We start from the raw sequence: 15,890 nt of genomic DNA on the forward strand, positions 1-15,890 counted from the left end.
GATCTTACGTGTTTGATTGTTTATTATTTAGAATTATTTTAAATAATATTTTTCTATGGAAATTTTAAAGCCATTTTTCTTTTAAATCATGATTCAATCTATGATTTTAGAGATCCTATTGATTATATTAATGATGGGTTAGTCTGATGCATGTGTGTATTTTTAGCTTTTAAGGCACAGTTTTTAGCCAAGACCTAGGGATAGTTGGATCTATGGATTTACCTTGTGGGGAGTAATGCCTACAGGAATATACCAATAAATTTATTTTTCATCGTAGGCCTGATGATCAACATGATGTAAGCCCAGTTTTGGGAAGACTTAAGCATGTTTTTTCCATTCAAATAGGCGAAGGTATCTGAGTAAAAAAACTGGCTATACCCAGATTGAATCGATAAGGCATCGTTGATAAGCCAGCCAAAAGTGAAATCAATTTCGCTACCCAAGTTACGATTCAAAAGTGGAGGACTTGTTTCTCTCAAATCAAAAACTAGGCTATGTGCACGAAAGAAATGATAGTCGCCTTGAATGAAGAACTTTGGGTTTAAAGTGAAGCGCGTTTTTATAGCATAATCTTCCAAACCTACAGTATTTTCATGTCTTCCACCGACATAAAAAAGGTCCATATATCCATTGAAAATGTGGTTTGTTCCGTAGAGTGGCTGATATGAAGTGTTTATGGATGAAGTCAAGTTGCCAGTACCGCTTATATGTTCTGCACCTGCAGAAATTGTCCACTGCCTACCTGCTACCATTTTATTCATAAAGGAATGTTTGATGTTTAAATTGAAATTATAAGCGTTGACGCTTACCCCGGTATTGTCTTGCCCTACTTGATGGTAATAAAATCCAGAAAACTCTGTGTCACCAATTTGATATTTTAAAGTTGGGAATCCTATGGTAGTCCTATACCTGATTCCGTCTGCCAGCGTGTTCCCTAGATTATCGATTTCTTGCCAATATCTACCATCGTTCCAGGCAAGTGCCGAAAACATAAACTTGCCCCATTTGTTTTCATACCTTGCCATTTGGGCTGTTTTATATTGAAGAGGAATGAGGTAAGGTTGCTCAATGAGTGTCTGTTCAGCTTGATTGTATGCACCACCAAAATGAAGTTTCATGAACTTTTTTTCATATTTAACAAGTGCAAAGTCGTGTGACCTAGCTTGTAGTGCCCAATCTAAATTTCCTAAGAACCTGAAATTATCATAATTCAATTCTTGCCTGCCTAATTTAATCGCCCAGTTTTCGGTCAAGTTGATTTCTCCCCAGGCTTCATGCAAGGAAAGAAAATTGTCTGTTGCCTTGATCTGTGGTGTACTGCCCCAAGTTCTGATATCTTGTATACTCATGTAAAACTTCAAGTTTTCAGTTTGATATGTAGCCTGTAATCTTGCCCTATGTGCTGTAAAAACTGTTGCAGATTGGTCTTTACTTATCAAGTTTCCAAATCCGTTTCGGTATTCAGTGCGCTGAATGATTTGGCCATCAACATTGAATTGGGCCTTGGATTCTAAGATAATGGCCATAGCCGCTATGATAATCATGAAGGAAAGTGTAGTAGATTTTTTCATTTTGATTTTTGCTTTAAAGTTTCTTTTTGAATTCCTAGAGCTTTTTGGGAGTATTGTTTCAGTACCATCAATGATTCAAGATCCGATTGTCTCATTTCTGGATTTATCACCATTTATTACTTATTTTTTTTTTAAGTAGTAAACCTAATTAGCAAGGTATTTTAATCTTCTTTTTTTTATTATTCATGGTTTTTATTCATTTTCAGGCACTTTTTAGTGTGTGAGAAATATATGTACTTATAAGATTAAGTTGTAATACTTAATAAATGTATGTAATTTTTTCAGTAATAATACTTAATTTTATTAAAAATTTATATCTTGCCAATCAGTAGAAAGACCCAATCTGACCATTTAAATAAAAAATTGTCAAACAACTTAAACTTTATTGCCATGAAAAATCTATCAAACAAGGCTACACGCATTGATTTACTCAATTTTAAAACTCCACAGATGAAGGCATTTCATTTATCATGGATAGCCTTTTTTCTCTGTTTTTTTGGTTGGTTTGGAATTGCGCCATTGATGGCGGTGGTCAGAGAGGAATTGGAACTTACCAAGACCCAGATTGGAAACATTATTATATCTTCCGTAGCTGTTACCATAGTTGCGCGGCTGTTTATTGGGTGGTTGCTTGACCGTATTGGTCCCAGAATTACCTATACCTATTTGTTAATTTTGGGAGCTATCCCGGTGATGTTTATTGGACTTAGTAATAGCTATGAGAGTTTTTTAATATTTAGATTAGCTATCGGTGCTATCGGAGCGGCATTTGTAGTGACGCAATACCATACTTCAGTGATGTTTGCTTCCAATATTGTGGGGACAGCCAATGCTACTTCAGCAGGGTGGGGGAATTTAGGTGGAGGTGTTACCCAAATTGTGATGCCATTATTATTTGGGCTTTTTGTTAGCCTAGGTTATCTTGATGTACAAGCATGGCGGTTGGCAATGATCATTCCTGGGATCCTGATGGTGGTGTGTGGGGTGTTGTATTATAAGTACACCACTGATTTGCCAGAAGGGAATTTTAAGGACCTAAAGAAAAATGAAACGCTAGCTAGAGAAAGCAAGAAAGCGTCCAAAGGTGCTTTTGTTACTGCACTTAAAGACAAGAGGGTGTGGGCATTGTTTTTAATTTACGGGGCTTGTTTTGGGATTGAGTTGACCTTAAATAACATTGCAGCTATTTACTACCATGATTACTTTAATTTGGACTTGAAAACAGCGGGACTAATCGCAGGTTTGTTTGGATTGATGAATTTATTTGCAAGGTCTACAGGAGGATACTTGGGAGATAAAGCTGGGATGAAATGGGGGTTGAAAGGAAGGGTGTGGATCTTAGGAGTTGTTTTGTTGCTTGAAGGGGTTTCGTTGTTGATTTTTTCTCAAATGACAGTACTCTTTTTAGCAATTGGTACCATGGTTATTTTCAGCATGTTTGTTCAAATGGCTGAAGGAGCTACCTATTCTGTCGTGCCTTTTATCAATAAGAAAGCCATCGGAACCGTATCGGGAATAGTGGGTGCTGGAGGGAATGCCGGTGCCGTAATGGCTGGATTTTTATTCAGGTCTGAAAACCTGTCTTATCCTGATATTCTTTGGATACTCGGCTTGATTGTGATAGCAATTTCAAGCACTACTTTGGTTATTAAATTTTCAACTTCAGAGGAGAAAGTAGCTGCTGAAGAAATGGAGAACATTGAAGCAAGCAAAGGGATTTTAGAGCCTGCCTAATGGGCTATTGTAACTGATCAGTCTTATGAAATCAGATAGTTTTAGAAGTACTTGTTCCTATTGTGGGGTAGGTTGTGGAGTGGTAATCAGCCGTGATCAAAAAGGTGGTATTAAGGTTACTGGAGATGAAACCCATCCGGTAAATCAGGGTATGCTATGCTCCAAAGGAATGAACCTTCATTATGTGGTAGAAGATCAGTCGGATAGGTTACTGACTCCTTTGATGAGAGAAGGGAAGGGGTATGGATTGAAGGTGGTGGATTGGGAAAGTGCCATGCGTAGGGCTGCAGCCGTGTTTACCTCTCTGATAAAGAAGTATGGGCCAAACTCGGTAGGGTTTTATGTTTCTGGGCAATGTCTCACAGAAGAATATTACTTGATAAATAAGCTGACAAAGGGTTTTTTAAAGACCAACAATATTGATACAAACTCTAGGCTTTGTATGAGCTCAGCGGTGATGGGCTATCAATTGACTTTGGGTGAAGATGTAGTCCCTACAACTTATGAGGATATTGAGTTAAGCGATTGTATCATGGTTGCTGGTGCTAACCCTGCCTGGTGCCATCCCATTCTGTGGAGAAGGGTAGAAAAGCATAAAGAAACCAATCCCAATGTAAAGGTCATCGTCGTAGACCCTAGGAGAACTCAAACTTGTCAATTGGCCGATTTGCATTTGCAACTTATCCCTGGTACAGATGTGACCCTATATCACGCCATGGGTCGTTGTCTGATTGAAAACCAAGCTGTAGATAGGGAATTTATTGAAAATCATACGGATGGATTTGAGAAGTACTTTGAAAAAGTGATGCAAACTCCCCTTGAAGTAGCTTCGCAGGTTTGTGGGATACCAATCCCAGCTATCCAATTGGCAGCTAAGTATATTGGAGAAGCTAAGGGTTTTTTGACCATGTGGGCCATGGGGCTCAATCAAAGTGCTGACGGGGTCGCTAAGAACCTGGCATTGATTGACCTCAACCTGATCACAGGTCAAATAGGAAAGCCTGGATCGGGGCCATTTTCCCTTACGGGTCAGCCGAACGCCATGGGAGGAAGGGAAGTTGGGGGGATGGCCACCATGCTGTCTTCACACCGAAAGCTAGCAGACCCAAAACACAGAAAAGAAGTTGCTGATTTTTGGGGCGTGGAGGATATCGCTGCTTCGCCCGGTCTTACTGCCACACAAATGGTTGATGCACTGGAATCAGGGGAGATGAAGGCCATTTGGATTATTTGCACCAATCCTTTGGTTAGTCTTCCAGATACCAACAAGGTTGAAAAAGCTTTGAAGAATGCAAAATTTGTAGTAGTTCAAGACATTTCCAATAAGGTAGAAGCTATACCTTATGCTGATTTGGTCTTGCCGGCAGCAGGTTGGTCAGAAAAAGAGGGAACCATGACTAATTCGGAAAGGAGAGTTTCTTACCTCAGAAAGGTCAAGGAAGCACCAGGAGAAGCCTTGCCTGATGCGGAGATAATCATTCGATTTGCCAAAAAGATGGGGTTTAAGGGATTTGACTATGGTGAAATGTCAGAGGTCTTTCAGGAGCACTGTATGCTTACCAAAGGTACCAACATAGATGTGTCAGGATTGAGTTATGCTATACTAAAAGAAAGAGGTACTGTTCAATGGCCATTCACTTCAACAGCTAGTAAAGGGACATCACGCCTGTTTCTAGATAAGCAATTCTTCACGGCAAATCAGCGCGCACAAATCAGTATTGGAGAAAATATAGCGACAAATGAGCCTTTGAGCGAGGAATTTCCTCTTATACTAACTACGGGAAGAATCAGAGACCAATGGCATACCATGACCAGAACAGGGAAAGTCAGTAAGTTGAAGCAGCACATTTCAAAACCTTATCTTGAAATTCACCCCTTGGATGCTCAAGCAAGAAAGCTGGTTGAAAACGATACGGTCGTGGTGACTGGAGGCAGAGGAAAAGTTAAATTACCTATAAAAATTACCGCTGATATTCGACAAGGGGTGGTTTTTTTGCCCATGCACTGGGGAAGAATTTTTGGAAGTGACTTTGCCAGAACCAATAACCTCACTGGAAATGCCATAGATCCAGTTTCCAAGCAGCCAGATTTTAAATATTCGGCTGTCCAGGTGAGTAAATTTGTAAAGCCAAAACAAAGAATTGTAGTGGTAGGAGCAGGCGCTGCTTCCTACAGGTTCATTCAGACTTATAGAGAATTGAATGATGTTGATGAAATTACGGTGTTTTCCAAAGAGGAACACCCTTTCTATAACCGAGTCTTATTGCCAGATTATGTATCTAAACACAAGACTTGGGCAGAGCTTCAAAAGCTCAAAGTGGGGGAGCTAAAGCAACTTAATGTTAAGTTATTTGTGAAAAATGGAATTGAGCAAATTGATGCTGAAAATAAATTTGTCTTAGATGAGTCAGGAAACCAACACCCTTATGATGTATTGATATTGGCCACAGGAAGTAGGGCATTTGTACCAGCAGATGTTCCTGTTTATTTGCCGGGCATTTTTACTATGAGGAGTAAAAACCACGCCGATGATTTGGTGAATTACCTCAATGGAAAAGGACATGTAGTGATCATTGGAGGGGGATTGTTAGGATTAGAGCTAGCAGCATCCCTTCGTGAAATAGATATACAAGTGACTGTGATTCAGCTTGCCTCTAGGTTGATGGAGCGGCAGCTGGATCCGGTCGCTAGTGCCCTGTTGAAAGATAAAATTGAAGAGATGGGGGTAGGTTTATACTTGAATAATCAAGTGTATAAACTAGAACAAGTAAATCCAAAAGGGCTTAAAGTACATCTCAAGAGTGGTGCTATTTTGGACTGTTCTGCTGTAGTCTACGCCATAGGTACAAGACCCAATATGGAGTTGGCCAAAGAGATAGGTTTAGCCTGTGGGGCTGGTGTCAAAGTCAATCAGCACATGAAAACCTCAGATCCTTTTATTTATGCTTTGGGGGAAATAGCAGAATACAATCAACGGCTCAATGGTATCACGGCAGCTGCTGAGCAGCATGCTGAAGTAGCAGCAAGGTACATCAATGGAGATGAGCTGAGTGCTTATGATGGTACAGTCCCTATGAACATATTGAAGTTTGCTGACCTAGACCTTTGTTCTATTGGTATTCCTGAAGTGCCAGCCAACCAAGAGGGGTATGAGGAAATATTACTTATGGATACTTCTCAGAGGTATTACAAAAAATGTATAGTCTATCAAGATAGGTTAGTAGGGGCTATATTGTTAGGTGATAAATCAGAGTTTTCCGAATTCAAAAGCCTTATCGAAGATCGAATAGAACTTTCAGATAAAAGGAAAGAATTGCTAAGGGGTAAATCTAGCCACGCCGCTCCCATTGGTAAGATTGTCTGTACCTGTGGCAATGTAGGTCAGGGTAACCTTGAAGCAGCGATTCAACAAGGAGTACAAAGTCTTCAAGAGATTTGTCAGGTAACAGGAGCTGGTTTAGGTTGTGGAAGTTGCAAGCCAGAGATTAAAAATTTACTTTTAGAAAATAGTCAATTACAAACAGTGTGATGGTAGAAAATAAGCATGATTTAAAGCCTATCGAAAAGTCAGACTTGGTTAGGGTATTTGTCAAGGGGGGTATTATATCTCCAGGAGATTTCAATAAAATCATTCAAGTAGCTCATGAGCAGGGTAGTGCCTATGTGCATCTTGGTTCAAGACAAGATATTCTTTTTCCTGTGGTCAAAAAGCATGTAGAGGTATTAGATAAGACCTTTCAGTCTATCAATATTGGATATGACACAGACAAAGAGGCTTATCAAAATATAGTGACCTCCTATACTTCGTTAGACGTTATGCCTACCACACAGTGGTTGGCATCACATATTTATCATTACATTTTGGATACCTTTGATTACCAGCCAAAGTTGAAGATTAATATAACAGATCCAGTTCAAAACTTAGTGCCCTTATTTACTGGAAATGTAAACTTTGTAGCTTCCAGACAAGAGAATTATTGGTACATGTTTTTGAGGTTTTCTGAAATCGACCAAAAGCCTTGGTGTGCACCTATGTTGTTTTTTGGATTTGAATTGGCACAGATTGCTAAGAAAATTGAGGCCTTGGATCCCTTATCATCCAGCCTAGGCTATGAATCCATATACCAAAAAGCAATGGAAGGCTTGAAACTTAATTGTCATCCTTGGGAGGAAGAATTGCAATTTACAGAAACGATAACTCCTTATTATGAAGGGATGAATAGGATCGCTGGAGGTAAATATTGGTTGGGGCTTTATTGGCGCAACAATAGGTTCAGTATAAGTTTTTTAAAAGCATTATGTAAGTTATGTATGGAGACTAATATTGGTACCCTGAGTTTGACCCCATGGAAGTCTTTGATTGTTAGGGGGATCTCAGAAAAAGAGAGGCTGAGTTGGGAAAAGCTCCTAGGGAAATTTGGCATCAATATCAGGCATTCTGCACTTGAGTTGAATTGGCATATTCCAGTACTTAATAGAGAAGCATTGGACATCAAAGATTTCCTTGTCAGAGCACTTGACAAGCAGGACATTAGTACCTATGGTTTGTCTTTTTCTATCAAAGTAAGTCACATGGTGCTTTTTACAGCGATAGTAATTGAAAAATGTGAACCGAAAAGCGAAAAAGATCCTGTTACATTTAATGTGATGTATGCTAAGGGTTTCAATCCCAATCAATCGGAGTACTTCTATTTTGTGAAAAATATTCCTCTTGCCATTGTACCCAATGTGCTGATTGAACTGAGCCAAAAGTATTATGATCAATTAGAAGAGGATAAATTGATGTTGGAGAAAAAGAAGAAAGTTCATGTTGTGTCTACCAAACGATTCAAGAAATTCCAGTGTGCTTCTTGCCTTACTATTTATGATGAAGCGCTTGGCGATCCTGTTTCTGATATACAGGAAGGTACTTCTTTTTCAACGCTTGGACAGGAATATTCCTGCCCTGTCTGTGATAGCCCGAAATCTGCCTATCGTGAAGTTTGAGGAGTCTACCCATATACAGGAGAAAGCATTTGATTTGTACACAAGTTAAATGTCTCTACTGCTAAATAGCCTGAAGGTTTTGGTCAATCAAATAGCTGTTATGCTCCAATTTTTCTTTGACAACTTGACCTATGATGATAATAGCTGGCGAAGTAATTTGCTCAATCTTTTGTAAATCAGAAATAGCTGAAAGTGTTCCGAATAATGACTTCTCTTGGGGAAGTGAGCCATGTTGGATCAATGCGATAGGTTCATCTCCTCCTCGCTCTTTTTTGAAAATTTCTATGATTTGATCAAGTTTGTTAATCCCCATTAGAATGATGGTAGTTGTGTTTGATTGGGCAGCCATTTTGATATCTTTTGAGAGACTTCCGTCTTTTAAAGTTCCAGTAACAACCATGAAACTTTCATTGATCAATCTTTTGGTGATCGGAATACCAGCTAGACCTGGTACTGACAATGCGCTACTAATTCCTGGGATATAGGTGCTTGGAATTCCATGGCTTGAAACAAATTCCATTTCTTCATGACCTCTGCCAAATACAAAAGGATCTCCACCTTTTAACCTGACGACATGTCCCATTGCTCGTGCATAGCCTATAATCATTTCATTGATTTCTTCTTGCTGCTTATAATGGTGGCCTGCTCTTTTTCCTACAAAAACTTTTAAACAGGTTGGGTGGGCATGATCTAATAATGCCTCGTTGATTAATGCATCATATAGGATGACAGCGGCTGATTGTATGGCTTTGAGACCTTTTAAGGTGATCAGTTCTGGATCACCTGGCCCAGCTCCCACTAAAGTAAGTTTTGCTTCCGTATTCATGACCTTCTATTTTGTTTCTTGCGTATAAATTTAAGTAATAATACTTAAAAATACTTATTTATTTTAAAAATATGTTTTAAATTAGCGGGGAAGTTAAGTGTATGTACTGAAATTTTATCAATTCGGTTTATGGGATTACCTATGCTTCGATTTTGAAGTTTTACATTAAGAATAAAAATTGATGAATATGAAAAGGATCATTGTAATTGGGAATGGCATGGTTGGTTATAAGTTTTGTGAAAAGCTCGTAGCTTCAAATTTCACAGCGCATTATACATTAACTGTGTTTGGAGAAGAACCTTGGCCAGCCTACGATAGGGTTCATTTGAGTTCATACTTTTCAGAAACAAATGCTGAGAAATTATATATGGCGCCTTTGAGTTGGTATGAAAAACATGGCATAGACTTAAGAATCAAAGAACTTATTGTAGGTATTGATAGGCAGGCAAAAACTGTAATTTCACATAAAGGAGAAGCCTTTGAGTATGATTATTTAATCCTAGCGACTGGCTCAGGTGCATTTGTTCCAAATATCAAAGGAATAGACAAAAAAGGGGTTTTTGTGTACAGGACCTTAGAAGATTTAGAACATATCATGTCTTATGGTAAACAGGTACAAAGTGCAACAGTGATTGGAGGTGGACTTTTAGGATTGGAAGCTGCCAAAGCTGTTTTAGACATGGGATTGAGCGCTGATGTAGTAGAATTTGCAAGTAGGTTAATGCCAAGACAATTGGATGAAGCTGGAGCCCATTTGTTAAAAACTAAGTTAGAACAACTGGGGATTCAGATTCACTTGAGTAAAATGACAGCTGAAATTACTGGAAATAAGGCAATAACAGGTTTAGCCTTTGCAGATGGTACTACCCTTGAAACGGAGATGTTGATTATTTCAGCGGGCATTAGGCCTAGGGATGAATTGGCTCAAACTTGTGGTCTTCAAGTTCATGATAGAGGTGGTTTTGTAGTTGATGATAAGTTACAAACTTCCGACCCTAACATTTTTGCAATAGGTGAGGCGGCATCTGTTGGAGGTCTCGTTTACGGTCTGATTGCTCCAGGTGTTGAAATGGCCAGGCAGGTTGCGAATCAGCTAATGGGACAAGAAGTGACACCATTCACATCATTTGATATGTCCACCAAGTTAAAGTTGATTGGTGTGGAGGTAGGTAGCTTTGGAGATCCCTTAGGTGAATCAGAGTCTGTGGAAACCATTGTTTTTGAGGATAAGGTAAAAGGAATTTATAAAAGAATCAATATTTCCAAAGCACGAAAAAGACTTGTAGGTGGGGTTTTGGTAGGAGACACTTCGTCTTATGGTATGCTTTTGCAAATCGTACAAAATCAACTGGTGTTACCACCCAATCCTGAAGACCTGATACTAGGAAGTAGGGGAGACCATGCAGCAGGGTCGGGTTTAGGCTTAGATACACTTCCTGATTCAGCTCAGATTTGTTCATGTGAGAACATTTGTAAATCAGAGCTATGTGGAATGATAGCTAGTGGAATTGAAGATATAGGTCAGTTAAAATCAAAATCTAAAGCCGGAACAGGATGCGGTGGCTGCCTTCCTTTGATGAATGATTTGCTCAAGTATCAGCTCAAAACCATGGGTAAGGTGGTAAAAAATGTTATTTGTGAACATTTTGAGTATACCAGGCAAGAACTTTTGGATATCATCAAAGTGAAGCAAATAAGGTCCTTTAAAGTCTTGCTCGCTGAGGTAGGGCAAGGAGATGGTTGTGAAATTTGTAAGCCGCTTGTCGCTTCCTTATTGGCCAGTACATGGAATGAACACATCACCAAGCAGGATACCATTCAGGATACCAATGATCGATTTTTAGCAAATATCCAAAAAGGTGGGACATATTCGGTAGTTCCCAGAATCCCTGCGGGTGAGATTACGCCTGATAAGCTGATTGTCATAGGAGAGATAGCCAAGTCCTACGGCTTATACACAAAAATCACAGGAGGTCAACGCATAGATATGTTTGGTGCACGGGTAGAGCAACTACCAGATATTTGGGAGAGATTGATTGATGCAGGTTTTGAAAGTGGACATGCCTATGGTAAATCATTGCGAACGGTCAAAAGCTGTGTTGGGTCGATGTGGTGCAGGTACGGTGTGCAAGATGCTGTCTCTTTTGCAATAGAAATAGAGGAGCGGTATAGAGGACTTAGGTCTCCTCATAAGTTGAAAAGCGCAGTCTCTGGATGTACCAGAGAATGTGCGGAAGCACAGAGCAAGGATTTTGGGATCATTGCTACTGAGAAAGGGTGGAATTTATATGTATGTGGAAATGGAGGGACTAAGCCACAACATGCGCTATTATTAGCAAATGATATTGATAGTGAAACCTGCATCAAATACATCGATAGGTTCCTGATGTTTTATATCAAGACAGCAGAACCACTGAACCGTACTGCTACTTGGCTAAATAAGTTAGAAGGTGGTATAGCGTATCTAAAAGATGTCGTAGTAAACGATGTATTGGGTATAGGAGATGAGTTGGAAAAGGAAATGCAATTTGTGATTGACACTTATGCATGTGAATGGAAAGAAGTCGTCAACAATCCTGAATTGAGAGCTAAATTCAAGCCTTTTGTCAATTCAAATGAGGGAGACCCCTCTATTAAATTTAAAGAGTTAAGAGGCCAAAAAATACCTGAGCTTTCACAGGACTGAATAAATCCCTAAAAACAAAAATGTAGAAACATTATTGTTTGACTAGCGATTGATTTGCAATGAAATTCAGACTTATTCATAATTCGAAACATAGCTTTTAGTCTATTAGCAAAACCCAAAACCCTTAAAATTATAATATGTATATACGGAACTTTGCCAGTAACATTGAGAAAATCCGATTTACCTAAATACCGATATTAATTGATATTTGATATTTGTGGATATTGACCATTAGCCACCGAAAGAGCCAATGAATTGATTTACTGGCAAAGCAGCGTACAATCATAAATTATAATATTCAAGCATTTCTATGCTAGCAAATTTCTGTAATTCTTAAAAATAAAACTATGTCAGCATTAGTGGAAACATTGAATTCAAAACAACATGACGCTCTATTTTGGTATAAAGCCGCAGCGGTAAGTGACTTTCCAGACGATGGTGGGGCATGTATAAAATACAAAGACTATCAAGTGGCTGTTTTCAACTTTGATAACAAACAACGATGGTATGCATGCCAAAACCTTTGTCCACATAAGAAAGAAATGGCACTGGCCAGAGGACTTACAGGATCATGCAAAGATGAACCAAAAGTGACTTGTCCTTTTCATAAAAAAAGTTTTTCATTGCATTCGGGTAAAAACCTGAATCAGGAGGCATATAGTATCAAAACCTTCCCAGTTAAAGTAGAGGAAGGTCATGTATACGTAGGTTTTGACAGGAGCTATTAACTTCTTTGCTTCTTCCTCTTACTTTCTTTGAAAATAAATAAGAGAATGGAAAAGCATGAAGTTACTTACCCTCTGGATGCAGAAAAGCAAATGTTAAGCTTTAGTCCTTGTTATGCAGGTGTTACTGGGTATATTATATATTTAATTGGTAGGTTTTAAGTATTATTACCTAAATTTGATCTTATTGAATAGTTTTTAACATGAAGAAAGTGGTTTCTGGACGCCTGACCTTTAAAAATTTACGTTGGAGATACCTTATTGCTTTATCAGCAATAGGCTTGACCATCGTTGTCAGTCAAGTGCTCCTTCAACATCATATATCGATGCAAACCACCGATTCTGTTGAAATAAACCTTTCGGGAAGACAGCGTATGCTTAGTCAAAGAATTGCAAAATCGGCTTTGATTTTGACAACAACGGATGATAGTGTGTTGGTAAATGAATACAAAACTGAAATTGAATCAAGCTTATTGGTTTGGCAAAAAACACACGAAGCTCTACAGTTTGGAGATGCTAGCTTAGGATTGAAGGGTATTTCAGATGATAAAATCAAGACTTACTTTGAGGAGATCCAAGAAAATTTCGATTCAATGGTAAGCAATGTGTCTAGCATACTGACCTGGGTGGAGCAAGGAAGATGGCCCAATGCTTATGATGACCTTTGGATCAACCAAATTCTTGCTAATGAAAGGGTGTTTTTGGCAGGAATGGATCAAATAGTATACACTTTTGATAGAAATGCCCATCAAAAAGTACTGAGTTTGCGAAAAGTAGAATTTTGGTTATTTGGGATTACATTCCTTTTAATTTTAATAGAGGTTAGGTTTATATTTTGGCCTTCTGCTGTCTTGATAAGAGATAATTTCATCAAATTGTCAGAAGGAGAAGCCAAGGCAAAGTCTATGGCATTAGAACTAGCATCATTATATGAGACTTTAGAGAATTCTTACTTAGAGATCGTTGATACAGAGCCTCTCCATAATGAATTACAGCTCTTTGGTAAATTTGATGTTCAAGGAGAATTTAAGATGGTATCAGCGCATTTTAAAGGCGTCATGCAATTCTCAAATCCACCTCAAAACTTTTTTGATTGGTTGGTTCAGCAAGGTGTAGAGGAGATTTATGTGTCAAAAATTAAGGAGATTTTGTCTAAAGGATTGTCTTGGGAAGGAGAATTACGCCTTTTTAATCAAGAAGGGGATTTTATTTGGCTTGATATGTATCTAACACCTTTGCTAGAGAAGTCAGGGGAGGTTTCAGAGATACTTTTTACAGCCACTGACATGACTACGGTGAAGGAGGCACGAGCCAGGTCTCAAGAGATTCACCGCGAAAATCTTGAAAAGAAACTTAAAGAACAACAATATCGATCTTCGCTTATTTTGGAAGGGCAAGAAGAAGAGAGAAGGAGGATATCAAGGGATTTACATGATGGAATAGGGCAGTACCTCACTGCACTAAAATATAGCTTAGATGGAATCAATGATGTTAAAACTCAGCAAGAAGTGATTCGCCTAGATGTGTCCAAAGAGTTGATTGGTAAGGTAATCAAAGAAGTCCGCAGGGTTTCATTTCACCTGACCCCTGTGATCCTGTCTGACCACGGTATTGCCTCTGTATTGAATAAATTCAGTCAAGAAATGAGTAAGATTTCACGAATTCCCGTTATTTTCGAAAATCTATCAGGATTTATCTCCAGATTAGATTCAAAAATAGAAAATAACCTTTACCGAATCGTACAAGAGGCAGTTAACAATGCTATTAAGTATGCAGATGCTTCTCAAATCACCATAAAATTGTCCCACAATGCAAAATTTCTTCACATTGAGGTGGTAGATGATGGGATTGGTTTTGATTATGAAAAGCTTAAGCAAGATGGGCACTTCACGGCTTCAGGTCATGGGATTTTCAATATCAAAGAGAGGGTAAGCCTTATAAATGGTAATTTTGAATTAATTACCTCATTGGGCAATGGTACAAGTATAAGAGTAGAAGTTGAGTTGGAAAATTAGGTTCTAAACCCAAAGATGATTTTATGGAAAACATAAGAGTAGTGCTAGCTGATGACCATGTGGTTGTAAGAAATGGAATAAAAATGCTTCTGGAAAGTGAAGAGGAAATCAAAGTGGTTGGTGAAGCTTCTGATGGCTTGGAAGCATTGGATGTGGTTAAAGCTGAGAATCCAGATATTTTGATCATAGATATTAGAATGCCCAATATGAATGGATTAGAGGCTACAAGCAAACTACATGCTTACTCGCAACATACCAAAGCACTGGTTTTGTCCATGCACAACGACGAAGATTATATTATCAAATCTGTAGAGTCTGGAGCTGCAGGTTATTTGCTGAAAGATACTTCCAAAGAAGAGTTTTTAAAAGCCATCAGGTTGGTGTTTAATGGGGGGAAGTATTTTAGTGGTGATATTAGCAATGTTTTGGTCAACTCCTATTTGAATAAAGTGAATAACAAAAATACAGCTTCAGGAAACAGCAAAGAGAAAAACTATGATTTGACTCAAAGAGAGAAGGAGATCTTAAAGCAAATCTATCAAGGAATAGGGAATAAAGATATCGCAGCTGCTTCCGGAAAAAGTGTTCGAACCATTGAGTCACATCGATTCAATATCATGAAAAAGCTTAAAGTCAACAATGTAGTTGAGTTGATCAAAAAAGTAGATGAAGAGGGTGATTTGATGAGAGCCATAGGACTATAATAGGAAAAGTAATTTACATCGGGATTATGATGATGGTAAAAAAAAACAAGCTCATAAAATCAGTCCAAAAGGAATGATTTCTAAATCTTCTTTGCTGTTGAAGTTTGTAAATAAAAAAGGGCTTGGTGCCACCAATTGATCTAAGGGAATTTCTTGATGAATTGATTTTTTAATAAAATCTTGCATTTTGAGCTTATTACCTCTTAAGCAAGTAACAATCAAATCCAATACCGATGTTGGATAAATAGCAAATAAAGGATTATACCTACCCGCTATTGAGCTGACATTGATTTGTTGTTCTAAGGACTTATCAAGCAAATAGGTCAACGCTTGTATTGGGATCAGTGGTGTATCACAACTCAAAAGAAGTATATGTTTTTTTTGAGCAAATGTCAGGGCTGTAAAGAGCCCTCCTAAAGGCCCTCGATTCTCGACTATATCCTTGAAACATGGTCTTTCAAATGGTTTATAGTTGACATTGTCGCTGACGATGCTACAAGGGATGTGAAGATGATTCAATTTCTCTATAAGGTGCTGAATCATCGCTTTACCCAGGACTTTAACTAGTCCTTTATCCTGACCCATTCTAGAGCTTTTGCCCCCAGCCAATATGAATGCTTCTATGTTTTTTGGCTTCATAGTT

10 protein-coding genes are annotated in these 15,890 nt (G+C 38.5%); 7 read left to right on the forward strand and 3 right to left on the reverse strand.

The annotated features are described in order from the left end of the window. Positions 1-239: 239 nt before the first annotated feature. A complete protein-coding gene (locus MM214_RS03055; RefSeq protein ID WP_241291855.1) occupies positions 240-1,571 on the reverse strand; it encodes a hypothetical protein in 1,332 nt (443 codons plus the stop codon). A gap of 390 nt (positions 1,572-1,961) precedes the next feature. On the opposite strand from MM214_RS03055, the gene MM214_RS03060 reads away from it, so the two are divergent. Genes MM214_RS03060 through MM214_RS03070 form a run of 3 tightly spaced genes read left to right on the forward strand, consistent with a single transcriptional unit; the run spans position 1,962 to position 8,291 of the window. Then, positions 1,962-3,305: a NarK family nitrate/nitrite MFS transporter gene (locus MM214_RS03060; RefSeq protein WP_241291857.1), complete on the forward strand. Its 1,344-nt coding sequence runs from the start codon at positions 1,962-1,964 to the stop codon at positions 3,303-3,305. Positions 3,306-3,330: 25 nt separating this feature from the next. Then, positions 3,331-6,834 carry a nitrate reductase gene (locus MM214_RS03065; protein ID WP_241291859.1) on the forward strand — a complete coding sequence of 1,168 codons (3,504 nt, stop codon included), beginning with the start codon at positions 3,331-3,333 and terminating at the stop codon, positions 6,832-6,834. Continuing rightward, complete coding sequence (locus tag MM214_RS03070) at positions 6,834-8,291, forward strand: rubredoxin (protein WP_241292021.1); 1,458 nt, start codon at positions 6,834-6,836, stop codon at positions 8,289-8,291. Before MM214_RS03065 ends, MM214_RS03070 begins: the two co-directional genes overlap by 1 nt. Positions 8,292-8,352: 61 nt before the next feature. Here MM214_RS03070 and cobA read toward each other — a convergent pair whose 3' ends face one another. Beyond that, positions 8,353-9,117 (reverse strand): uroporphyrinogen-III C-methyltransferase, encoded by a 765-nt coding sequence (cobA, locus tag MM214_RS03075; protein ID WP_241291861.1) that lies wholly within the window; start codon positions 9,115-9,117, stop codon positions 8,353-8,355. 187 nt (positions 9,118-9,304) lie between these two features. Between cobA and nirB the strand changes: the two genes are divergently transcribed. The 4 genes from nirB (at position 9,305) to MM214_RS03095 (ending at position 15,247) form a co-directional block, all read left to right on the forward strand. Beyond that, entirely contained in the window at positions 9,305-11,803 is a 2,499-nt protein-coding gene (gene nirB / locus MM214_RS03080; protein ID WP_241291863.1) for a nitrite reductase large subunit NirB, read from the forward strand. A gap of 347 nt (positions 11,804-12,150) precedes the next feature. Next, positions 12,151-12,531, forward strand: coding sequence for a nitrite reductase small subunit NirD (gene nirD / locus MM214_RS03085; protein WP_241291865.1), 381 nt, complete (start codon positions 12,151-12,153; stop codon positions 12,529-12,531). Positions 12,532-12,854: 323 nt separating this feature from the next. Further along, on the forward strand, positions 12,855-14,543 hold the full coding sequence (locus tag MM214_RS03090; RefSeq protein WP_241291867.1) for a sensor histidine kinase: 1,689 nt from the start codon (positions 12,855-12,857) through the stop codon (positions 14,541-14,543). Positions 14,544-14,566: 23 nt separating this feature from the next. Beyond that, positions 14,567-15,247, forward strand: a complete 681-nt coding sequence (locus tag MM214_RS03095; RefSeq protein WP_241291869.1) for a response regulator transcription factor — start codon at positions 14,567-14,569, stop codon at positions 15,245-15,247. A 51-nt stretch (positions 15,248-15,298) separates the two neighbouring features. Here MM214_RS03095 and mobA read toward each other — a convergent pair whose 3' ends face one another. Next, positions 15,299-15,886 carry a molybdenum cofactor guanylyltransferase gene (gene mobA / locus MM214_RS03100; protein ID WP_241291871.1) on the reverse strand — a complete coding sequence of 196 codons (588 nt, stop codon included), beginning with the start codon at positions 15,884-15,886 and terminating at the stop codon, positions 15,299-15,301. Positions 15,887-15,890 lie beyond the last annotated feature (4 nt).

The organism is Belliella kenyensis, assembly GCF_022549675.1.
Taxonomy (GTDB): domain Bacteria; phylum Bacteroidota; class Bacteroidia; order Cytophagales; family Cyclobacteriaceae; genus Belliella; species Belliella kenyensis.

Excerpts from the sequence above, each read along its gene's own strand:
- MM214_RS03055 (WP_241291855.1), bottom strand. The coding sequence starts at position 1,571 with ATGAAAAAATCTACTACACTTTCCTTCATGATTATCATAGCGGCTATG.
- MM214_RS03060 (WP_241291857.1), top strand. The coding sequence starts at position 1,962 with ATGAAAAATCTATCAAACAAGGCTACACGCATTGATTTACTCAATTTT.
- MM214_RS03065 (WP_241291859.1), top strand. The coding sequence starts at position 3,331 with ATGAAATCAGATAGTTTTAGAAGTACTTGTTCCTATTGTGGGGTAGGT.
- MM214_RS03070 (WP_241292021.1), top strand. The coding sequence starts at position 6,834 with ATGGTAGAAAATAAGCATGATTTAAAGCCTATCGAAAAGTCAGACTTG.
- cobA (WP_241291861.1), bottom strand. The coding sequence starts at position 9,117 with ATGAATACGGAAGCAAAACTTACTTTAGTGGGAGCTGGGCCAGGTGAT.
- nirB (WP_241291863.1), top strand. The coding sequence starts at position 9,305 with ATGAAAAGGATCATTGTAATTGGGAATGGCATGGTTGGTTATAAGTTT.
- nirD (WP_241291865.1), top strand. The coding sequence starts at position 12,151 with ATGTCAGCATTAGTGGAAACATTGAATTCAAAACAACATGACGCTCTA.
- MM214_RS03090 (WP_241291867.1), top strand. The coding sequence starts at position 12,855 with ATGCAAACCACCGATTCTGTTGAAATAAACCTTTCGGGAAGACAGCGT.
- MM214_RS03095 (WP_241291869.1), top strand. The coding sequence starts at position 14,567 with ATGGAAAACATAAGAGTAGTGCTAGCTGATGACCATGTGGTTGTAAGA.
- mobA (WP_241291871.1), bottom strand. The coding sequence starts at position 15,886 with ATGAAGCCAAAAAACATAGAAGCATTCATATTGGCTGGGGGCAAAAGC.